Origin of the sequence: Ruthenibacterium lactatiformans (genome assembly GCF_000949455.1) — a bacterium.
Lineage (GTDB): Bacteria > Bacillota > Clostridia > Oscillospirales > Ruminococcaceae > Ruthenibacterium > Ruthenibacterium lactatiformans.
The window spans coordinates 45194-66012 of sequence record NZ_JXXK01000021.1 but is presented as its reverse complement, the minus strand read 5'-3'; the positions used below and the strand labels follow the sequence as shown (position 1 = coordinate 66012).

Below are 20819 nucleotides of genomic sequence, written 5' to 3'. Positions count from 1 at the left end.
AGCGTCCTGCTGAACACGTGGATTGGCGCAGACCCATGGCGGTATTACGTCGGCGCGGACGGTAAAGCGGTATCTGGGATGCAGGATGTCGAGACGAACACGTACTATTTTGATCCGGTGTACAAGACGGTGACCACATCAGCGTGGAAAACACTGGATGAAGATTTGTATTACTTCCAGTGGGATGGTACGCTCGCACGCAGTATGTGGATCGGCGCAAACCCGTGGAAGTACTACGTGGGCGCGGACGGCAAGGCATACAAGGAAGGCCTGCACGAGATCGATGGCAAGAGCTATTTGTTCGGCCAGTATCAGAATATCTATGGCGCGACGTCGTCGGCTGGCGGCTGGCAGACCATCAATGGCGACCTGTACTTCATCGCGGCGGACGACAGCGTTCTTACGAACTCATGGATCGGCGCAAACCCGTGGAAGTACTACGTAGGCGCGAACGGCAAGGCATACAAGGAAGGTCTGCACGAGATCGACGGCAAGAGTTATCTGTTCGGCCAGTATCAGAACATTTACGGCGCGACGTCGTCGACTGGCGGTTGGCAGACCATCAATAATGAACTGTATTTCATTCAAGGAGACGACAGCGTTTTATTGAATTCTTGGGTGGGGTCACACGACTGGAAATATTATGTGGGTGCAGATGGCAAGGCGTATCGCGGACTGCAGTGGGTCGGGGACGACCGTTACTATTTCCACCCATTGTATCAGAACGTCCAGTATGGATTGCAGAGAATTGATGGAGTCGACTACTATTTTGATCTTGAAACGGGTGCGCTGATAGGCAACCGCGGCATCGACGTCTCCTCCCACAACGGCGTGATCGACTGGAATAAGGTGAAGGCGGACGGGATCTCCTTCGTGATCGTCCGCGCCATGCACTGGAGCAATGCGAGCAACAGCTATGTGATGGATACCATGTTCGTGCAGAATGTGTACGGCGCAAAGTCTGCCGGGCTGCTAGTGGGCGCGTATTGGTTCAGCGAGGCGTTCAACGGCACAGAGGCCGCGCAGGAGGTGCGGTTCATTGCAAATTCCTCCGAGTGGAAGAACCTCAAGCAGGCCGGCGTCGTGCTGGACATGCCGTTCTACATCGACTATGAGGACTACAACTGGCTGAACCAGCACACGACGTATGAGTCCCGTACGGAGGCGGTGCGCACCGGTATGGACTGTGTCGAGCAGATGCTGGGCACGCAGTCTGGCTTCTACACGAGCGACAACTATGCACAGAGCTGGTTCAATGGCCAGCAACTGATCAAAGAGGGCTACAACGCATGGATCGCCCGCTGGAGCAGCACGGCGCCGCAGACGAGCGGCTATGTGATGTGGCAATACAGCAACAGCGGCACGGTGAACGGCATCAACGGCCGGGTGGATCTCAACTACAGCTACGAGAGCTATACGTTCCATCCCGTTACAAACTATACTGGCAACTATACCACCATCACCGTGTATGATGAAAACACAAATAAAAATGTGTCCGGCAACATCACGGAGATCGTCAAGCAGATCGTGGCGAATGAAGTGGGCGGCGGTCTTGGCCTGACAGGCGCGGGAGAGAGAGCAGAACTGTACAAGGCGCAGGCTGTGGCGGCGCACTCGTATCTGGTATCGGTGCTGAACGCCGGTGGCACGCCGAGCGTTGGACTGACAGCTTATGGCAGCTTTGTGGGCCTGAGCGATGCGGTGGAGGCCGTGAAGAACCAGATGCTCGTCTACAACGGTTCCGTCATCAACGCGGTGTATACCGCCAGCTCCGGCAGCCACACGAACTCGGCGGCTAACATGGGCTGGACGGCGCAGCCGTACCTGACCAGTGTGGAGAGCAAGTACGACAGCCAGTTTGATACCGGCTACTTTGTCGGTTCTGAGAAGAAACCAACTTTCCCATGGACTTATACAACAACACAGGAGCAGATGCGTAATAGCATTCAGGAGATGGCCGGCTATCTGCCCTCGGGCGATCCGTCCCAGTGGATCAGCGTCCAGACGGATATGCATGGAAATGTATATAAGATAACGGCCAATACCACAGCGGGAACAGTGAATATTCGTCCGGATGATTTTCTGGCGCACTGTTTGGGTGTAATCAGCATGAACATTGAGTCATTTACCTACAGTGATGGTTTGTGGACGATCAAGTCGTATGGAAACGGCCACGGTGTCGGCATGAGCCAGTGCGGCACTGCCGGGTACATTGCCAACGAGGGCTGGAACTACAAGCAGATTTTGGAACACTATTATAATGGCGCAAAGGTTGTCTGACAGGAAAAGCGCGCGTTACAAAATGGAAATGTAATAGCGCTTTGAACAAACAAATATATCAAGACGAATCGGCCTTCAAAGGAAGCTGTTTGAGCTTCTTTTGAAGGCCGATTTTTGCGATTATGGGGGAACGGGCTGTTTTGCAACGTGACCTTTTTCATTGGAAGCGGTAGTGCCAAGGGTTTTCGAAAAATGGGTTGCAGGCCCAGGCATGAATGAAGTCAGCCAGCAATGGCGGTATCCTCAATATTAGTCCACGGATGCTTCATGTTCATGTGCTTCTTGTTGCCCCACTGGGTGCCGACAATATGGCGCAGTGGGCATAAATCAGCGTGAGAATGGTGTTGTCGCACGGAAAGCTGCCCCTACATGGGGCGGCGGCAGATCTCTCGGTTCAATCTTTCAATGACATTGTTGATGCGGGTTCGGATTCAGTGTTCACTGGGAAAATCGCAGTAGATCAAGTGTTTCTTCAATGCCATCCTCCACTTTCTTTGCACCCCCTTTCGGTTTCATAGAGCACAGCTCCTCCACCATAACTGTCGCTTTTTCTCTGACAGCATTCTTGCTTTCCTGAGCGTGAATCGCCTTGAGCATCTCGGTCGCTAGCTTTATCTTGGAGCGAGGCGTCACAGAAAATACATCGCGACAAAAGTGTACGGTACAGCGCTGGCACTTAGCTTCAGGAAATACTTCTCCCATCGTTTCTAATATACCAAGGCACTTGTCTTTAACTACGAGTTTGGCGACATTTTGATTGTGGCTGCGCACCACTGGAAGAAATTGATCAAGCTCACATTGTTCTCCTTTTTGAGCATGGTATGCTATCTCTTCTCAAGAACATATAACGTATTCTATATTATTGCACCTGCCAAGTTGTGATTGACGATACTAGCATACGAATGATATTGATGATAATCAAATATTTAATGTCAATAAATATTTTCACCAAAGTAGTGTGTCATGATCATTGAAGGAGATTAAGATTTTATGAGCACCTTTCTCCAAAAAAATTCAAAAAAGATTTTTTGGGTCAGCATAATCACGGCTGCACTTTTGTCATATGGCTTTTTGATTTCGCAAGTTTCTATAGGTATAGATGACGAGGCATACGGGAATTATTTCGGAAATAATTCGTTGGCGGCGCAAGGCAGGGTCGGATATATCCTCATCCGGTTTTTGGCCGACATCTATAAATTTACACCAGTGTGGAGAGAGACACTTGGTGTTCTGGTATTCATCGGCGTTGTCGTTTTGTTGACACATTTGCTGCGCAATTCCTCCAATGGACGTTTCTCCACGGCCGCTGCAACAGTGTCGGCGACGGTGACACTGTCGTTCCCGCTTTTGGCTGAGCGTTTCCTGTTTTCGGAATGTGTTTTCTCCACGCCGTTCCAATGGTTGCTGTGCGCGTCCGGCCTAGGATGCCTGCTTGCTGCGCACCGGGAGAGAGGCCGGCGGCGTGTCGGTTGGCTGTTGGGCGCAGTAGCGGCGCTTTCCGTGGCAATGCTGTTCGAAAAGACAGTTGTAGCTGCGTGTATGACGATGGCTTTCCAGATTGCAATTGTCACGCAGATGAATCCGGAAGGGCCGTACTATCAAAAGTGCGCAAAGCTGTTCCAGTTGCTGGCGATGTTGCTTGCGACATTTGCGGCTGGTTATGTGCTTTCCTCAGTAGGAACGTCGCTGCTGCGAATGTTTGTCGGTGTGTCGGACAGCGGATATGTCGATCGCTATATGAAATACGATTGGTCCTCCCCGCTGATGTCACTGGCATGGACGCTAAAAACTGTGGCGGAGCGATTGCTTTCGGGCTTTCAGACAAACGAGGCCTTCCGAACGTTTCTGATTGCGCTTGTACTGTTCTTCGCAGCAGGGATTGCCCTCGCAGTTCAGAGGAAAAACCCCTGGTTGGGACTGTGTGCGGCGGCTTATTGTGTCCTGCCGTTCGCTCCGTATATCGTTACGGCGAATCCCGATCTTCCGACGCGCATCTTGGATTACTGGGCGCTGTGGACGGGCTTCGCAGCGGCAGCGGCATTCGCTTTTTTGCATGCACTGGTCAAAAGTCCGCGCACGCAAACAGTCCTCGGATACGCAGCAATGTTTCTGTGTGTGTTGTGTGTGCTCCGCCAGTCGTACGCCATGACGCAGCTGTTTTATGTTGATTACAGAAAGTATGAGCAGGATGTTAACCGCATGCAGCAGATTGTGAATGATCTGCAATTGGAGGTTGGTGCGGAACTCGACAAGCCGGTGTTGTTCATCGGCTGCATGTCGGAATCGGAGTATGTATTAACAGATGAAGTTGCAGGAAGCTCCATATTCGGTTGGGATCGTAAGTGGTCACCTGAAAGTGAGCTGTCATCCGGTCGGATCTATGATTTCTTTGCGCAACACGGTTACACGCTCCGCAGCCCGGCGGGCCTTGCGGCGACGGGGGAGGCGTATCGGGAATTTCAAGAGACGGTGCGTATCCGTGCAACGGAACTCAGCAATTGGCCTGAAAACGGCTATCTCCGGGAGTATCCCGAATACATCTTGGTGCGTTTGGGACCGCCGCTGTATGAAATTTACACTCTCTCAAGAGACGAATTCCTTGAGAAGTTTGACGACTCGACAGCCTCGGTCGAAGGCGACTTCTGGTGCGAAGGTGACAATAGCATGGTGTGCGGCGGATGGTATGCGTTCCTAGGGGAGAATAGCTGGGGAGCGAATCTTTCGCTCGTTTTGCTGAATGAAGAGGAAGACTGCCAGTACGTTGTTGCGGCTACGCAGGTTGATCGCGCAGACATCAATGAATATCTGGATGACGGGTATGATTACACGCAATCGGGCTTCAGCATGTCGTTCAATCTCTCGGGCATTACACCGGGAAATTACCAGCTTGGAGTTTTGCTCCAAAATGGACAGCGATCCCGTGTGATCCTGCAGAATAACGCCTATTGTGTGTGGTAAGGGATTGGAAAATGTGAGAAAATCGGTATACGGGATGAGAGGCGGCCGCAAGGACACATCCATCAGTTGCCGTTGCAGGATGGAGGATAAAAATGAAAGTCGTACTTTTGGCCGGGGGGTTCGGCACGCGGATTTCAGAAGAAAGCCATCTAAAACCCAAGCCAATGATTGAGATTGGGGAGAAGCCCATTTTGTGGCATATTATGAAGCTGTATTCTCACTACGGTTTTAACGAGTTCGTCATCTGTGCGGGCTATAAGCAGCATGTCATCAAAGAATTCTTTGCGGATTACTTCCTGCACACGTCGGATATCACGTTTGATCTGCAGACGAATTCGATGGAGGTGCACGACAACTTTGCGGAGCCGTGGAGGGTGACCGTGGTGGACACGGGCCTCAACACAATGACAGGCGGACGCGTCAAGCGCATTCGCAAATTTGTAGGCGACGAGCCATTCTTCCTGACGTACGGCGACGGTGTGTCGGATGTGGACATCGCAAAGCTCTTGGAATATCATAAGAGTCACGGCAAATACTGCACGATGACAGCAACGAACATTGGACAGCGTTTTGGCGTGCTTGAAATCGAAAAGAATAATGAGATTTCTGGCTTCCGTGAAAAAAGCGAATCCGATGGAAGTATGATCAACGTGGGCTTTATGGTATGTGAGCCGCAGATGTTTGAATATATCGAAGGAGATTCCACCGTATTGGAGAAGGCACCTTTAGAAAATCTTGCAAAAGATGGTCAGCTAATAGCGTATAAGCATGACGGCTTCTGGCAGTGTATGGACACGCAGAGAGAGAAACAGAAGCTGGAGGAAATGTGGGCTTCCGGGCAAGCTCCCTGGAAAGTGTGGGAGGAGTAAATGCTGGATTCTGATTTTTTTAACGGAAAACGCGTTTTTGTTACAGGGCATACAGGCTTTAAGGGAAGTTGGCTTTGCCACATCCTTGCAAAGTTCGGAGCAGAGGTGACAGGGTATAGTCTACCGGCGCCGACTAATCCCAACCTGTTTGAAATTGCGAAAATCGAACGTGATGTACATTCTGTCATTGGGGATATTCGAGATATGGCGGCACTGAAAAAAGCCTTTGATGCAGCTGATCCGGAAATTGTGTTGCATCTTGCAGCTCAGCCTATCGTGCGCGACAGCTACAAGGATCCGCGTTATACCTATGAAACGAATGTGATGGGAACAGTAAACCTCTTGGAATGCGTGCGTCTCGCTGATGGCACGCCTCCTCGCTCAGTTGTGAATATCACGACTGATAAGGTCTATCACAACAATGAATGGGAATGGGGATACCGCGAAAACGATTCGTTGGACGGCTTCGACCCCTATTCAAACAGTAAGAGCTGTTCGGAACTTGTGACACATAGCTATAAAAACAGTTTTTTTGAACAAAAATCGGTTGCTGTTTCTACAGCGCGTGCGGGTAATGTCATCGGCGGAGGTGATTTTGCCAATGATCGTATCATTCCAGACTGCATCCGAGCAGCAATGGAAAGAAAAACTGTTGTTGTGCGGAACCCGTATTCTACCCGTCCGTATCAGCATGTATTGGAGCCTTTGCGTGCCTATCTGATGATTGCGCAGAAACAGTATGAGGACACCGATTTTGCGGGCTACTACAATGTAGGGCCTGATGATTGTGATTGTGTTACAACAGGCGCTCTTGTAGAGATGTTCTGCCGCGCATGGGGAGAAGGGCAAAACTGGAAAAAATGCGCGGCGGAAGGCCCGCATGAAGCGAACTTTTTAAAATTGGACTGTAGTAGACTGAAAACGGTGTTTGGCTGGCAGGCGCAGTGGCATATTGCAGATGCGGTGGAAAACACTGTAGCATGGACACGTGCTTGGCTTGCGGGCGAAGATGTCCGGGCGGAAATGGATAGGGAAATCGAAGCGTTTTTTAAGCGGTAAAGGGGTAAACGTATGTTTGAAAATATGACAGAGACACAGGCGCGCGCTGAAATTCTGAAAAGCGTGGCAGAGTACTATCACGCATACAAGGAGAAGAAAGTCCCTTTTCAGGAAGGTGACCGCATCACTTATGCGGCCCGTGTTTTTGATGAAAAAGAGATGTGCGCACTTGCGGATGCCACATTGGACTTTTGGCTGACGACTGGCCGCTTTTCGGATCAGTTTGAAAAAGAGTTTGCCCAGTGGCTGGGTGTTAAATATGCAAATCTGGTAAACAGCGGTTCCTCTGCGAACCTTCTTGCATTCATGGCGCTGACAGCACAGGAATTGGGTGAGCGACGCATCAAAAAAGGCGATGAAATCATCACCGTGGCATGCGGTTTTCCTACTACGGTAACGCCCGCGATCCAGTACGGTGCAGTGCCGGTGTTTGTTGATGTGACCATTCCGCAGTACAACATTGATGTGTCGAAGCTGGAGGCAGCCCGCAGCGAAAAAACAAAAGCGGTGATGGTTGCGCACACGCTGGGCAATCCGTTTGATCTGAGCGCAGTAAAGGCTTTCTGCGACAAGTACGACCTGTGGCTGGTAGAGGATAATTGCGACGCGCTGGGCACACAGTATACCATCCGTGGTGAAACAAAATACACCGGGACCATCGGAGATATCGGTACGTCAAGTTTCTATCCGCCCCATCACATGACGATGGGCGAGGGCGGTTGTGTGTATACCAACGATCCCAAATTGAACCGCCTCATCAAGAGCTTTCGTGACTGGGGGCGTGATTGTGTGTGTCCGTCCGGCCGTGACAACTTCTGTGGGCATCGGTTTGACGGGCAGTACGGTGAACTCCCGCAGGGGTATGACCATAAATATGTGTACAGCCACTTCGGTTATAATTTGAAAGTAACAGATATGCAGGCTGCCATCGGATGCGAACAGCTGAAAAAATTCCCTTCTTTTATTGAGCGCCGTCGCCACAATTGGGAGCGCCTGCGTGCCGCACTTGCGCATGCGAGCGATAAACTCATTCTTCCAGAGCCGTGTCCGAGCAGCCGCCCCAGTTGGTTCGGCTTTTTGATTTCGCTGCGTCCGGAATCCGGTCTCGACCGCAATGCCGTGACTCGCTATGTAGAAGAGCACAATGTGCAGACACGCCTTCTGTTTTCCGGCAATCTTATTAAACATCCTTGCTTTGACGAGATGCGCGCCACCGGTCGGGGTTACCGGGTTGTCGGCGGCTTGGAAAATACAGATTTCATCATGAACAATACCTTTTGGGTAGGCGTGTATCCTGGCATGACGGATGAAATGCTCGACTATATGGCCAAGGTGATATTGGAAGCGGTGCAGTAAAGTCTATGGGCAAAAAACTATTGTCATGCAGAACAATGGTTTTTGCTAAGAGCGTCAGAGGTGCAAGTGCCGATTTCATACTCCAATCAACAAGCAGAAATAACCTTAGGAGGAGCATATGCAAATACGCCTGGCAGATTACGTTGCAGATTTTTTGACCGCACACGACATTACCGACTGCTTTATGGTGACGGGCGGCGGTGCGATGCACTTAAACGATGCCCTTGGGCATAAAGCTGGTTTGCACTGCACGTTTAACCACCACGAACAGGCCTGTGCCATCGCGGCAGAGTCCTATGCCCGTTTGGAAAACCGGATCGCAGCCCTGTGCGTTACGACAGGACCGGGCGGAACCAATGCAATTACAGGTGTATTGGGCGGTTGGCTGGATTCTATCCCGATGCTGGTCATTTCCGGGCAGGTGCGTTACGATACCACGGCGCGATATGCGGAACGCTTTACCGGCGGCCTGCCGCTACGCGCGGTGGGAGATCAGGAGTTTGACATTACACGGGCGGTCTCCTGCATGTGCAAATATGCCGCGATGCTGGAGGATCCGGCGGATATCCGTTATATGCTGGAAAAATCCTTTTATCTGGCCACGCACGGTCGGCCCGGACCGTGTTGGATCGACATCCCTGTCAATTACCAGGGTATGACGATTGAGACAGAGGGCCTGCGCGGCTACGACCCGACGGAGGATGCACGGTCTTTTCCAGTATCGATCACGGCAGAGACGGTGGAAACAGTGCTGGAAAAGATTCGAATTGCCAAGCGTCCAGTGCTGTACGCGGGTAATGGTATCCGCCTTTCAGGGGGATACGACGCCTTTCGTTCCGCTGTGGAAAAACTTGGCATCCCGGTTTGCACTTATTGGGACGCTATCGACCTGATTGAGACGGAACATCCCTTCTATGTGGGACGCGGCGGAAATATGGGGAACAGGCCCGGAAATTTCGCAGTGCAAAACGCAGATTTGATTCTGGCCGTCGGTAACCGTCTGCCGATTCGAGTCGTGGGATATAACTGGAAGACATGGGCGCGTGAAGCCGAAGTGATTATGGTCGATGTGGATGAGGCAGAATTGAAAAAACATACTTTACATGTAGAAATGCCCATTCACGCGGATGCAAAGGACTTTTTTGAGCAAATGAACACGCGGCTGAACGGCATAGAGCAGCCGCTTTTTCAAGGTAGGGAATGGGTAACGGCGTGTCGGAAATGGAAGGAAAAATATCCTGTTGTTTTGCCGCGTCATTGGCAGGAAGACGGGCTGCACGCCAATGCCTATGCATTCGTTGACTATTTAAGCACGCAACTTCCGCCCCGTACGCTTACAGTTGTGAGTAACGGCACTTGTTGCGTTGCGGGTCATCAGGCATATGTTATTAAAGAAGGAACACGTTTTTTTAACAGCAATGCCGTTGCCTCCATGGGCTATGGTCTGCCTGCGGCCATTGGCGGTTGTGTTGCCAATAAAAGAAGAACGACGGTCTGCTTAGAAGGGGACGGCAGCATTATGATGAACCTTCAGGAATTGCAGACGATTATCACAAACGCTCTGCCGATTAAAATTTTTCTGATTAACAATGAGGGGTACCATTCCATCCGTCAAACACAGAACAATTTATTCGCAGACCATTGTAAAGTCGGTATCGGGCCGGAATCGGGAGATTTGTCTTTCCCGGATTTCAGCAAATTGGCACGGGTGTTTGGCTATCCATACTTTGCGGCGCACTCCAATAAAGAAATGCAGCGGGTAGTGGAGGAGTCGCTTGCAGTTGATGGGCCGACTTTTTGTGAAGTATTTGTTTCAACAGAGCAAGTTTTCGAGCCGAAATCCTCCACCAAGCGTTTGGAAAACGGTACGTTGGTATCCCCTCCGCTGGAGGACTTGGCTCCTTTTCTCCCGCGGGAAGAGCTTGCACAGAATATGTTTATCCCGATGGTGCCGGAAGCATGAGGACGTTGCATAGAGCGATTGTGACGGGAGCGACAGGCGCCGTCGGGACAGCTTTGGTGCGGGTATTGGCAGAAAGAGACATTGCGGTGACTGTGCTGTGCCGACCCGGTAGTGTACGGCGGGAAAATATCCCACAGCACCCGCGAGTGCGGGTATGCTTTGCAGATCTCACACGGTTGCGGGAAGCTGCAGTGGAACTGGATGACAGCTGTGATGCGTTTTTTCATTTGGCTTGGACGGGGACGGTAGGTGCGGCCCGCAATGATATGTTTCAGCAAAACAAAAATGTGGAGTATGCGCTGGAGGCTGTGGAACTTGCGGCGTCTTTGGGGTGCAAGATTTTTGTGGGAGCTGGTAGTCAGGCGGAATACGGCCGAGTGGAGGGGAAGCTTTGCGCAGATACGCCTGTGTTCCCGGAAAATGGGTATGGCATCGCAAAATTATGCGCGGGGCAGATGACGCGCATTGCTTGTGCCCAAAAGGGCATACAACATGTTTGGGCACGCATCTTGAGCGTGTACGGTCCGTATGACAATCCAAACAGTATGGTGATGAGCGGTATTTCTGCGCTTTTGCGCGGGGAGTGTCCGCGCTATACGCCGGGCGAACAGGAATGGGATTATCTGTACAGCGAAGATGCAGCTCAGGCATTGCTGCTGATGGCGGAAAAAGGAAAAAGCGGGATGGTATATCCTCTAGGTAGCGGGCAGACGCAGCGCTTGAAAAATTATATTGCCGCCATCCGCGACGCAGTGAATCCAGCGCTTCCTGTGGCGCTTGGCGCGTTGCCATATCCTGAAAACCAGGTAATGTATTTGTGTGCCGATATATCCTCACTAACACAGGATGTGGGCTTCCGTCCCCGGGTGTCCTTTGAAGAGGGAATTCAAAAAACGGTAGATTGGGCGAAAGGCAGATAAAACGAATGAAGAAAAAAATCAGCATCATGATTCCGTGCTACAATGAGGAAGAAAATGCCCGCCCTATCTATGAGGCGGTCAAAGATGAGTTGGAGCGCGAATTGCCCGGGTACGATTATGAAATTCTGTTTATCGACAATAAATCGACGGATGGAACACGGCGTATCATCGAGAAAATTTGTGAGGAAAATCCGAAGGTAAAAGGGATTTTCAATGCGAAAAATTTTGGCCAATTCAACAGCCCTTACTATGGGATTTTACAGACGACGGGTGACTGCACCATTTCCATTTGCGCTGATTTTCAGGACCCTGTTGATTTGATTCCGGTTTTTGTCCGTGAGTGGGAAAAAGGATACAAGATCGTCTGCGGCATCAAAACCTCCAGCAAGGAAAATAGGCTTGTTTATTTTCTGCGTTCTTGTTATTATAAGGCGATTAAAAAAATGAGCAGCGTAGAGCAGATTGAGCATTTCACGGGCTTTGGACTGTATGACAAAAGCTTCGTGCAAGTTTTGCGTGATTTGAAAGATCCGACGCCGTTTATTCGTGGGATTGTAGCGGAGCTGGGCTACGAGCGCAAGGATATAGAGTATACCCAGCCCCAGAGGCGCGCGGGAAAGACGCACAACAACTGGTACAGTTTATATGATGCTGCCATGCTGTCGTTTACCAGCTATACAAAAGTCGGGCTGCGCCTCGCCACGTTCGCTGGTTTTCTGATATCGGGAATCAGCTTTTTGCTGGCATTGGTCTATCTGGTGATGAAGCTCGTTTACTGGGACCGGTTCATCGCCGGGTCGGCACCTATGCTCATTCTCACCTGCTTTTTTGGAGGTGTTCAACTGTTTTTTATCGGTCTGTTGGGTGAGTACATTATGAGTATGAATGCCCGTATTATGAATCGTCCGCTGGTCGTGGAAGAAAAACGATTGAACTTTGAAAAACAGGAGGAAAGAGATGGAAAAGGCACAGAAGATTAAAACTTATGTGCTACTGCATGTATTGATGCTGATATTCAGCCTGTCTCCGGTTTGTTCTAAGTTGGCTGGGCAGCAGCCTTTCTTGAGCTTTAAGTTCGTTCTTTTCTATGGGCTGGTGATTTTGTTGCTAGGCATATATGCGCTTTTATGGCAACAAATCATTAAACGCATGCCTTTGACCACAGCATACGCAAACAAAGCTGTGACTGTGGTGTGGGGCATGGTTTGGGGAGCGTTACTTTTTCAGGAAGATATTACGCTGCAAAAGTGTATTGGAGCGGCAATTATTGTGGTGGGCGTAATATTGTATGCATTCTCGGACAGCAAATCACAGAAGAGGAGGGCAACAGATGACTGATTTCTCTGCAGTGTTGCCTTATGCTCTGATTTCATTGTTAGGGGTATTCCTCTCATCGGTGAGCCAGGTAATGCTGAAAAAGGCTGCGATGCGCAAATATAGCAGTGTTGTGCAAGAGTATTTAAATCCACTGGTAATATTCGCATATGGGATTTTTTTTGGTACAACGTTGCTAGGCATCCTCGCCTATAAAGGAATGCCGGTATCTCTTGGCCCCGTTTTGGAAACAACAGCTTATTTTTATATTACTGTTTTCGGTGTTGTGATTTTCAAAGAAAAACTCAACAGCAAAAAAATTTTGGCATTATGTATGATTGTTATGGGAATTGTTGTATATGCGCTAGGCTGATTGCGCTTGTGTGATGGATTTAAACGAAAGGATAAATAGCATCAAAAAGCTATTGTGCTGTGCCTTTAAGGTGCAGAGCCTTTTGTAAAACAAAAAGCTGAACTTTTGCAAATGAGCAAAAGTTCAGCTTTTTTCGTTATGGTGGACCCGAAGGGGATCGAACCCTCGACCTTACGGATGCGAACCGTACGCGCTCCCAGCTGCGCTACGGGCCCACGCTTATTTTTGACAGGCGGTGAATGAAGCACCGTGCTGTCACCTATAATAGGATAAGACATTCAAAAGAAAATGTCAAGAGCTTTTTGAAAAAATTATCATGTGGGAGGACGCTGCAGTGGAACTCAGAGGATCGAAAACAGAGGCCAATTTGATCACGGCTTTTTCCGGGGAGTCTCAGGCTACAAATAAGTATACCTATTATGCCTCGAAAGCCAAGAGCGAAGGCTACGGACAAATCGGAGCGATTTTTGAGGAAACGGCCGGTAATGAGCGGGAGCACGCAAAGTTGTGGTTCAAGGCGCTCAACGGCGGCATCGCGGACACGCTGGAAAATCTCAGAGACGCAGCTACGGGCGAGCATTATGAGTGGAGCGACATGTACGCGGAATTCGCCAAAACAGCACGGGAAGAAGGCTTTGATGAACTTGCATTCCTGTTCGAAGGTGTGGCAAACATCGAAAAGACGCATGAAGAGCGATATCTGCGCCTTGTGCAGAATATTGAGGAAGGCCTTGTGTTCGAACGGGGCGGGGAAATGATCTGGGTTTGCCGCAATTGCGGCCATATCCATTGTGGAAGCTCCGCACCGCAGGTGTGTCCTATCTGCAAGCATTCCCAAGCTTATTTTGAACTGCGCGCCGAAAACTATTGAGTGCTGTCTTCCCAAAACGTCTGTGCGGATATACTGTATCCGCGCAGACGTTCTTTGCAAACGCCTTTGCGGCCGCCGGAAAATGTGATATACTGTAAAAAATACCGTTTGTCGAAAATGGTCGATAATTTTCGCTTGCACGGTGTGCCTTTGCTCCTTTACACTTATAAAGCAATATTGCATAAATATTGGTTTTAAAAGTGGAGGAATGGCAATGAAAACGACGGAAGTGCTCTATACACGCAATTTTACAGACTTAGGGCCGCTGCAGTCCGCGCATATTTTGCAGTATGCCCTTACAACAGACCCGGGATGTGCGCTTCGCTATGGGGTTTCCGTTACGGTGCTGCAGGCCGGAGGCCGGGACACGCAATCCTGCCGGGCAATCTGCGATACGCAGGAGGGGACTTGCCGTCTTCTTGTTTTCCTGTGGGAAAATGCGGTGGAGCCGTGCGCCGTGCGGGGGATTGTGGAGGACATCCGGCGCGCGGGCCTTTTGCCGTGCGGCGCGGAAGAGTGAGTGGGCTGTATGAATGAAAACGCGAAGATCCGAGTGCTGATCGCCGAGGACGATCCGATCCAGAATGACCTGCTGAAGGATGCATTGGAGCTGGAGTCCGATATGGCCTGCTGCGGCCAAGCATGTGATGGGCTTGAAGCGCTGGCCAAGCTCCAAACGGAACAGCCGGACGTTTTGCTCCTGGATATCGTGATGCCCAACATGGACGGTGTGGATCTGCTCAACGAGCTGCGGGAGAATCCGCCGCCGAAGCGTCCGAAGGTGATTGCGATCAGCGCGTATGGGCAGGAACATATTGCCCGGGCGGCGTTGGCGCAGGGAGCAGATTGGTTTCTGCTGAAGCCGTACCAGCTGGAGCTGCTGATGCGCCGCATCCGTACGCTTGCAGGCGAGGCCCCTTCCCAAAAGAAGTGCACACTGGAGCACATTGTGTCCAAAGCGGTGATAGACTTGGGTGTGCAGACGAGCGCCGTTGGATTTCTGTATTTGGAACAGGCACTGCTGATTCTTCTTACGCATCAGGGCACCTGCCTGATGAGCAAGGACGTATACGCGGAAATCGCGGCCCGGAACGGTACTACGGAGCAATGCGTTGAAAAAGCGCTGCGAAAGGTGATCCAGCAGATATTTGAGGTGGATTCAGAAGCGCTGCATGCGCTCTTGAAGCTGGGACATAAAGAAGATGCATTACATTTGTCCAACGGCCGGTTCCTTACACTGATGGCGGCGGGGATCCGGCTGCACAATCTGCTCTAGGAGGGGCGTGCCGGGCGCATGAGAATAGATGTCAATGCGGTGTTGCTGCAATATTTTGAACAGACGGCTCCGCCGCAAACGCGCGCGGAAGCAGTCCTGCTGGCTGCAGCGGAGGCGTTGAGGACGCTGCTGGGAGCAGAGGAAGTCCGATTTGTGGTCCGGCTCGGTACTTTGCTGAAGGAATTGACGTTCCCGGGGCAAATCACACGGGCCCGGACGGAAAACGAAGATGATATGATATTGGCTTGCCTGGCGCATTGCGCCGGCAAGCCTGTTTGCGTTTGTGCGCAGAACGGCGGCAAGGCGGGAAATTGGCTGTTTCCGCTTCCGGCGGAGGACGGCGCGGTACACGGCGCTGCTTTGTGCAGCGTATTGGGAATCCCGGAGGATGCGGCTCTGGCCGGAGCCGAGCGCCTGACGCGAAGTCTTGCACTGCGTCTGCCGAAGCTGTTCCGGGAGAAAGAGACGGTCGGGATAAGCGGGGCTTCTGCTTCAGAATGGGAACAGGCGGCCATGCTGTCTCATGAATTCAAGACACCTCTGACGGTTGTGCTGTCCTCGCTGCAGCTGCTGCGGCGCAGGCTGTGCCGGCCTGGCAAGGATATTGCGGACGGAGTGGAAAAGTATCTGGATTATGCGGAGCAGAACTTGTATAAGACGCTGCGTCTGGCGGCAAACATTCTGGATGCGCAATACGCGGACGTAAAAAACGTTCAGACGGAAGAGTACACGGACCTTGCCGCTGCGCTTGCGGAAACAGTGGAGGGCGCCCGACCTTATGCTCAGGCGTGCGGCGTTACGCTGCGGTTTGAAAACCGTTCCAAAGGTCCGTGCGGTCTGCTGTGCGATACGCAGCGTCTGGACAGGATCGTGCTGAACTTGCTTTCCAATGCGCTTAAGCACACACCCGGGGGCGGCGCGGTGTTCGTTCTGCTGGAGAGGGATGGGCTGTATGCGCGTATCGTTGTGGAGGACGATGGTTGCGGTATTCCCGAGCAGGCGCTGCCGCACTTGTTTGAAAAATTCTGGCGCGGGCAGGGGGAGCGGGGAGGCTCCGGTCTGGGGCTGTATATTGCGCAGCAGTTTGCACGGATGCAGGGGGGAGAAATTCATGCGGAAAACCGGACGGAGCGCGGTGCGCGTTTTATCGTAGAGCTGCCGGTACGTCTGCCTGGGGCGGAGACAGATGTGCTTTCCAGTGTGCCGCTGCCATACAGCGGCGATTCCCGCGAAACGATGCTTCGCATCGAGCTTGCAGAACTGCCGCTTGCGCAAAAGTATATTTGACGGCTTTACTTTACAGGTAAAATCATGTAAAATAGATGAGAAAATGAAATTGCTTCGATGGGGTGCTGCTATGTCGGTGAAATACAAACGCGTGTTGCTGAAACTGAGCGGGGAGGCGCTGTCCGGGGACAAAGGCTTTGGCTTGGACATGGATACCATCCAGACCATTTGTAAAGGCATCAAAGACGCCCACGATTTGGGTGCTGAGATCGCGATCGTGGTGGGCGGCGGCAACTTTTGGCGCGGCCGCTCCAGCGGCGAGATGGAGCGTACCCGTGCGGATCAGATCGGTATGCTGGCCACGGCCATGAATGCGCTGGCCGTGGCTGACGCCCTGGAGCATTTGGGCGTAGAGGTGCGTGTGCAGACAGCTTTGTCCATGCAGCAGATCGCCGAGCCTTATATCCGCAACCGGGCCATCCGCCATCTGGAAAAAGGGAGAGTCATCATTCTGGCCTGCGGAACGGGCAACCCGTTCTTTTCCACGGACACAGCTTCGGCGCTGCGCGCTGCGGAGATCAACGCGGATATCATCTTCAAGGCGACGATGGTGGACGGCGTTTACGACAAGGACCCCAAAAAATATGCAGATGCAAAAAAATACGACACGCTTACGTTCAGCCGTGTGCTGGCGGACCAGCTTGCCGTGATGGACAGCACCGCTGCGACGATGTGCCGCGATAATTCGCTGCCCATTCTGGTATTTGATATCCTGCACCCCGAAAATATTGCAAAAGCAGTAGCGGGTGAGCCCATCGGCACGCTCGTGGTCGAGCAATAAGGAAAAGAGGAGAGACGATTATGAGCGCAGAGACAAAGACCTATGAAGACAAAATGACCGGCGTCATCAACCATCTTGTAAAGGAGCATGCGACGATCCGCGCGGGCCGTGCGAACCCCGCCATCCTCGATAAGGTGACGGTGGATTATTATGGCACGCCCACGCCCATCAATCAGGTGGCCGCGGTTTCTGTGGCAGAGGCGCGCGTGCTCACCATCAGCCCTTGGGACGCTTCTTTGATGCACGCCATTGAAAAGGCGATCCTTACCTCTGATATTGGTATCAATCCCACCAACGACGGCCGCGTGATGCGTCTGGTTTTCCCGGCTCCTACGGAGGAACGGCGCAAACAGCTCACCAAGGAAGCCATGCACATGGGTGAGGAAGCGAAAATCGCGGTGCGCAACGTCCGCCGTGACGCGCTGGACAAATTCAAAGCGAAGAAAAAGGCGGGCGAGTTGACAGAGGACGATTTGAAAAATCTCGAAAATGAGATGCAGAAGATTACCGACAAATTTGTCAAGGAGATCGATAAGACCTGCGAGGCCAAAAACAAAGAGATCATGGAAATCTGACGGAGCCCGCGCACGCGGCGTTTCCACGGCTGGATGTGTGCCGCGCGGCAGCCCGCGCGGCATTCATTTTTACAAAGGAGTCAAGAGCATTATGGCACATGAACCCGGCTTTGCAAAAGGCTTGAGCATCGGAATCATCATGGACGGGAACGGCCGCTGGGCCAAAAAACGCGGCCTGCCGCGCACTGCGGGCCACACCAGGGGCGCAGAGGTGTTTCGGGATATCATCCGCTACTGCAACGAGCTGGAGGTCGCCTGCGTCACGTTTTATGCGTTTTCCACCGAGAACTGGTCGCGTCCGATGGAGGAAGTCAACGGCATTATGAAGCTGTTCGGCGAATACCTTATTATGGCGTACGATTACCAGAAGGAGAACAACCGTGTGGTGTTTTTGGGCGACCGCACGGCGCTGCCCGCCAAATACCAGGCGCAGATGAACGATATCGAGGAAAAAACCCGCGGCAACACCGGTACGGTACTCAACGTGGCTGTCAACTATGGCGGCCGGCAGGAGATCGTGCGGGGGATGCAGATCCTGGCACGCCGTGTACAGCAGGGGTTGCTGCGGCCTGAGGACATCGACATTGAGACGGTATCGGGCGTAATGTATACCGCCGGGCAGAAAGATCCGGATTTCATTCTGCGCCCCAGCGGAGAGCACAGGCTCTCCAATTTTATGCTGTGGCAGGCGTCTTATGCGGAATTTGTGGATATGGACGTGTTATGGCCGGATTTTACCCGGGCGGATCTGGACCGGGCCATTGAAGAATACAATACCCGCAGCCGCCGCTTCGGCGGAATTTGAAAGCAAAGCGAGGCATGGCTATGAAAACAAGAGTGATTACCTCCGCAGTCGGCCTGGTGGTACTGTTCGCGGTGATGGCGCTGTTCGACACCTTCGTGTTCAACGTCGTCATTGCGGCCATTTGCCTGCTCGCCATCCATGAGGTGTTCAAGGCGTTCCGGTTTGAAAAGGCTGCGTATATTTATTGGGGCTTTGTGCCGTATACGCTGCTGGTGATGTTCAGCGATTTCCATATGGTTCGCATCTGTATGCTTCCGGCATCCTACATTTTTGCGTTGTACCTCGTTTTGTGTGTCATCGGCAATTCAAAGTCCATCAATTATGCAAAGCTGGGCGGCATGGTGCTGTTTTCCTGCATCATCATGTTCTGCTTTTATTCCCTCATTTATCTCAAGCAGCTTCTGCCGCGCGAGACATACGGCTACGATGCGCTGTATTTTATTTTCCTGATTTTGGGCTTTGCCTGGGGCGGGGATTCCGCCGCATATTTTGCGGGACGCGCGTTCGGCAAGCATAAGCTGGCGCCGGTCGTCAGCCCCAACAAGACCATCGAGGGAGCCGTGGGCGGCGTGATGGGAAGCATGCTGCTGGGCGTTGTTGTTACGGCATGCTATACAGCGCTGCATGGGCAGCTTGTCGGCGTGCCTCTGGATACGCTGGGCTGGCGGTACTATGTGGTCGTTGTGCTGCTGGGTGGGTTCGGCTCTCTGCTGGGGATCGTGGGCGATCTGTTTGCCTCTGTGATCAAGCGCCAGTGCGGCATCAAGGATTACGGCACCATCTTTCCCGGGCACGGAGGCATTATGGACCGCTTCGACAGCGTGCTTTTCATCGCGCCGTTTGTCGCAATGGTCGTGACGGCGGTATTTTACTATTTTACGAAATAACGAGGCGTGATATTATGACAAAAAAGGTCACGGTCCTTGGCTCCACAGGTTCTATCGGTACGCAGAGCCTGGATGTTATCCGTGCGCAGGAATACAGCGTGTTTGGGCTGGCGGCGCATTCCAATGTGGAGCTGCTGCTGCGACAGGTACAGGAGTTTCATCCTCATTGCATTGCTGTTGTGGATGACGCGGCGGCGGACCGCGCCGCCCGGGAGCTGCACGGCATGCCGGGCGCGCCGGTCCTTCTGCGAGGCAAAGAAGGTCTTGAAGAATTGGCAGCTATGGACGGCTCGGACATCGTGCTCAACGCGGTGGTGGGCATTGCCGGGCTTGCCGCGACGCTGTCCGCCATCAAAAGCGGGCGGGATGTGGCGCTGGCCAACAAGGAGAGCCTTGTCACCGGAGGTTCCCTCGTGACGGATGCCGTCCGGGAGAATAACGTCAAGCTTCTGCCTGTGGACAGTGAGCATTCGGCCATTTTCCAATGCTTACAGGACGAATACTCGGCCAAAAGCCTGCAAAAGATACTGTTGACGGCCTCCGGCGGGCCGTTTTTCGGCCGCACGCGGCAGGAGCTGCAGAATGTTACAAAGGACGATGCGCTGCGCCATCCCAACTGGAGCATGGGAAGCAAGATCACCATTGATTCCGCCACGCTGATGAACAAAGGGTTGGAGCTGATCGAGGCTGTCTGGCTGTTCGGCCTGCCGGCAGAGCAGGTACAGGTGGTGGTACAGCGCCAGAGTATTATCCATTCGATGGTGCAGTTCAGTGACAACTCCATTTTGGCACAGTTGGGGGTGCCGGATATGCGCATTCCCATCCAGTACGCGCTTACCTGGCCGGAGCGTGTGCCCGGCCCTGCGCCGGAGCTGGACTTCACAAAGCTGCACGAGCTGACTTTTGACACAGCGGATGAGGCTACTTTCCGCTGCCTCGCGGCATGTAAAAAAGCAATCGGCAAGGGCGGCCTTGCACCGTGTGCTGCAAATGGCGCAAACGAAGAGGCGGTGCGTCTGTTTCTGGAGGGACGCATTCCGTTCCTGAAAATCGGTGAGCTGGTGGAGGGCGTTGTGGACAGCGAAGCCTTCGGCGGGCCATATACTCTGGATGACGTGTATGCATGCGACGCGGCGGCGCGCGCATATGTTTTAGCACATGTATCCTAAAAGAATGGGCGGCGGCGCGCCGGGCTGTTATACGGTCCGCACGGCGCGGCCGAACAAATGAAATAAAAGGCAGGGC

The 20819-nt window shown here is 52.3% G+C and carries 20 protein-coding genes and 1 tRNA gene; 19 read left to right on the top strand and 2 right to left on the bottom strand.

The genetic code is table 11. The features are described from left to right. A partial coding sequence (locus tag TQ39_RS13610) for a SpoIID/LytB domain-containing protein (RefSeq protein WP_156146322.1) occupies nt 1-2280 on the top strand: 2280 nt, incomplete at its 5' end. 438 nt (nt 2281-2718) lie between these two features. Here TQ39_RS13610 and TQ39_RS21980 read toward each other — a convergent pair. Continuing rightward, entirely contained in the window at nt 2719-2982 is a 264-nt protein-coding gene (locus TQ39_RS21980; protein WP_172726583.1) for a transposase, read from the bottom strand. Nucleotides 2983-3270: 288 nt separating this feature from the next. Here TQ39_RS21980 and TQ39_RS13600 point away from each other — a divergent pair, with 288 nt between their 5' ends. The 9 genes from TQ39_RS13600 to TQ39_RS13560 all read left to right on the top strand — a co-directional run bounded on the left by TQ39_RS13600 (nt 3271) and on the right by TQ39_RS13560 (nt 13092). Next, complete coding sequence (locus TQ39_RS13600; RefSeq protein ID WP_050005919.1) at nt 3271-5238, top strand: glucosyltransferase domain-containing protein; 1968 nt, start codon at nt 3271-3273, stop codon at nt 5236-5238. A gap of 92 nt (nt 5239-5330) precedes the next feature. Beyond that, nucleotides 5331-6107, top strand: coding sequence for a glucose-1-phosphate cytidylyltransferase (rfbF, locus tag TQ39_RS13595; RefSeq protein ID WP_050005918.1), 777 nt, complete (start codon nt 5331-5333; stop codon nt 6105-6107). Then, entirely contained in the window at nt 6108-7166 is a 1059-nt protein-coding gene (gene rfbG, locus TQ39_RS13590) for a CDP-glucose 4,6-dehydratase (protein ID WP_050005917.1), read from the top strand. It abuts the gene before it with no gap. 12 nt (nt 7167-7178) lie between these two features. Next, a complete protein-coding gene (rfbH, locus tag TQ39_RS13585; protein ID WP_050005916.1) occupies nt 7179-8522 on the top strand; it encodes a lipopolysaccharide biosynthesis protein RfbH in 1344 nt (447 codons plus the stop codon). Between the two features lie 118 nt (nt 8523-8640). Beyond that, a complete protein-coding gene (locus tag TQ39_RS13580; protein WP_050005915.1) occupies nt 8641-10485 on the top strand; it encodes a thiamine pyrophosphate-binding protein in 1845 nt (614 codons plus the stop codon). After that, nucleotides 10482-11405, top strand: a complete 924-nt coding sequence (locus TQ39_RS13575; RefSeq protein WP_009325525.1) for an NAD-dependent epimerase/dehydratase family protein — start codon at nt 10482-10484, stop codon at nt 11403-11405. The genes TQ39_RS13580 and TQ39_RS13575 overlap by 4 nt, the downstream gene beginning before the upstream one ends. Nucleotides 11406-11410: 5 nt before the next feature. Further along, a complete protein-coding gene (locus TQ39_RS13570) occupies nt 11411-12385 on the top strand; it encodes a glycosyltransferase family 2 protein (RefSeq protein ID WP_009325526.1) in 975 nt (324 codons plus the stop codon). Continuing rightward, nucleotides 12363-12743: an EamA family transporter gene (locus TQ39_RS13565; protein WP_050005914.1), complete on the top strand. Its 381-nt coding sequence runs from the start codon at nt 12363-12365 to the stop codon at nt 12741-12743. Before TQ39_RS13570 ends, TQ39_RS13565 begins: the two co-directional genes overlap by 23 nt. Then, complete coding sequence (locus tag TQ39_RS13560) at nt 12736-13092, top strand: DMT family transporter (RefSeq protein WP_050005913.1); 357 nt, start codon at nt 12736-12738, stop codon at nt 13090-13092. The genes TQ39_RS13565 and TQ39_RS13560 overlap by 8 nt, the downstream gene beginning before the upstream one ends. A 139-nt stretch (nt 13093-13231) precedes the next feature. Here the strand turns inward: TQ39_RS13560 and TQ39_RS13555 are convergent. After that, a tRNA-Ala gene (locus TQ39_RS13555) sits at nt 13232-13307 on the bottom strand. Nucleotides 13308-13426: 119 nt separating this feature from the next. On the opposite strand from TQ39_RS13555, the gene rbr reads away from it, so the two are divergent. The 9 genes from rbr to TQ39_RS13510 all read left to right on the top strand — a co-directional run bounded on the left by rbr (nt 13427) and on the right by TQ39_RS13510 (nt 20743). Continuing rightward, complete coding sequence (gene rbr, locus TQ39_RS13550) at nt 13427-13963, top strand: rubrerythrin (protein ID WP_009325529.1); 537 nt, start codon at nt 13427-13429, stop codon at nt 13961-13963. Between the two features lie 214 nt (nt 13964-14177). After that, nucleotides 14178-14483 carry a DUF6514 family protein gene (locus tag TQ39_RS13545; protein WP_009325530.1) on the top strand — a complete coding sequence of 102 codons (306 nt, stop codon included), beginning with the start codon at nt 14178-14180 and terminating at the stop codon, nt 14481-14483. Nucleotides 14484-14492: 9 nt separating this feature from the next. Further along, entirely contained in the window at nt 14493-15239 is a 747-nt protein-coding gene (locus TQ39_RS13540) for a response regulator (protein ID WP_009325531.1), read from the top strand. Between the two features lie 18 nt (nt 15240-15257). After that, a complete protein-coding gene (locus tag TQ39_RS13535; RefSeq protein ID WP_050005912.1) occupies nt 15258-16526 on the top strand; it encodes a sensor histidine kinase in 1269 nt (422 codons plus the stop codon). 70 nt (nt 16527-16596) lie between these two features. Continuing rightward, the gene (gene pyrH, locus TQ39_RS13530) at nt 16597-17307 is read left to right on the top strand and encodes a UMP kinase (RefSeq protein WP_040910260.1); all 711 of its coding nucleotides are present in this window, start codon (nt 16597-16599) and stop codon (nt 17305-17307) included. A 20-nt stretch (nt 17308-17327) separates the two neighbouring features. Then, nucleotides 17328-17882 carry a ribosome recycling factor gene (gene frr, locus TQ39_RS13525; RefSeq protein ID WP_009325534.1) on the top strand — a complete coding sequence of 185 codons (555 nt, stop codon included), beginning with the start codon at nt 17328-17330 and terminating at the stop codon, nt 17880-17882. A gap of 91 nt (nt 17883-17973) precedes the next feature. After that, nucleotides 17974-18687, top strand: a complete 714-nt coding sequence (gene uppS, locus TQ39_RS13520) for a polyprenyl diphosphate synthase (RefSeq protein WP_050005911.1) — start codon at nt 17974-17976, stop codon at nt 18685-18687. A 20-nt stretch (nt 18688-18707) separates the two neighbouring features. After that, entirely contained in the window at nt 18708-19574 is an 867-nt protein-coding gene (locus tag TQ39_RS13515) for a phosphatidate cytidylyltransferase (RefSeq protein ID WP_050005910.1), read from the top strand. Nucleotides 19575-19588: 14 nt separating this feature from the next. Beyond that, the gene (locus TQ39_RS13510; protein ID WP_009325537.1) at nt 19589-20743 is read left to right on the top strand and encodes a 1-deoxy-D-xylulose-5-phosphate reductoisomerase; all 1155 of its coding nucleotides are present in this window, start codon (nt 19589-19591) and stop codon (nt 20741-20743) included. Nucleotides 20744-20819: the final 76 nt, after the last annotated feature.

What these genes read in the sequence shown, in the direction of transcription:
- TQ39_RS21980 (WP_172726583.1), bottom strand. Translation starts at nt 2,982, where the DNA reads ATGGGAGAAGTATTTCCTGAAGCTAAGTGCCAGCGCTGTACCGTACAC.
- TQ39_RS13600 (WP_050005919.1), top strand. Translation starts at nt 3,271, where the DNA reads ATGAGCACCTTTCTCCAAAAAAATTCAAAAAAGATTTTTTGGGTCAGC.
- rfbF (WP_050005918.1), top strand. Translation starts at nt 5,331, where the DNA reads ATGAAAGTCGTACTTTTGGCCGGGGGGTTCGGCACGCGGATTTCAGAA.
- rfbG (WP_050005917.1), top strand. Translation starts at nt 6,108, where the DNA reads ATGCTGGATTCTGATTTTTTTAACGGAAAACGCGTTTTTGTTACAGGG.
- rfbH (WP_050005916.1), top strand. Translation starts at nt 7,179, where the DNA reads ATGTTTGAAAATATGACAGAGACACAGGCGCGCGCTGAAATTCTGAAA.
- TQ39_RS13580 (WP_050005915.1), top strand. Translation starts at nt 8,641, where the DNA reads ATGCAAATACGCCTGGCAGATTACGTTGCAGATTTTTTGACCGCACAC.
- TQ39_RS13575 (WP_009325525.1), top strand. Translation starts at nt 10,482, where the DNA reads ATGAGGACGTTGCATAGAGCGATTGTGACGGGAGCGACAGGCGCCGTC.
- TQ39_RS13570 (WP_009325526.1), top strand. Translation starts at nt 11,411, where the DNA reads ATGAAGAAAAAAATCAGCATCATGATTCCGTGCTACAATGAGGAAGAA.
- TQ39_RS13565 (WP_050005914.1), top strand. Translation starts at nt 12,363, where the DNA reads ATGGAAAAGGCACAGAAGATTAAAACTTATGTGCTACTGCATGTATTG.
- TQ39_RS13560 (WP_050005913.1), top strand. Translation starts at nt 12,736, where the DNA reads ATGACTGATTTCTCTGCAGTGTTGCCTTATGCTCTGATTTCATTGTTA.
- TQ39_RS13545 (WP_009325530.1), top strand. Translation starts at nt 14,178, where the DNA reads ATGAAAACGACGGAAGTGCTCTATACACGCAATTTTACAGACTTAGGG.
- TQ39_RS13540 (WP_009325531.1), top strand. Translation starts at nt 14,493, where the DNA reads ATGAATGAAAACGCGAAGATCCGAGTGCTGATCGCCGAGGACGATCCG.
- TQ39_RS13535 (WP_050005912.1), top strand. Translation starts at nt 15,258, where the DNA reads ATGAGAATAGATGTCAATGCGGTGTTGCTGCAATATTTTGAACAGACG.
- pyrH (WP_040910260.1), top strand. Translation starts at nt 16,597, where the DNA reads ATGTCGGTGAAATACAAACGCGTGTTGCTGAAACTGAGCGGGGAGGCG.
- frr (WP_009325534.1), top strand. Translation starts at nt 17,328, where the DNA reads ATGAGCGCAGAGACAAAGACCTATGAAGACAAAATGACCGGCGTCATC.
- uppS (WP_050005911.1), top strand. Translation starts at nt 17,974, where the DNA reads ATGGCACATGAACCCGGCTTTGCAAAAGGCTTGAGCATCGGAATCATC.
- TQ39_RS13515 (WP_050005910.1), top strand. Translation starts at nt 18,708, where the DNA reads ATGAAAACAAGAGTGATTACCTCCGCAGTCGGCCTGGTGGTACTGTTC.
- TQ39_RS13510 (WP_009325537.1), top strand. Translation starts at nt 19,589, where the DNA reads ATGACAAAAAAGGTCACGGTCCTTGGCTCCACAGGTTCTATCGGTACG.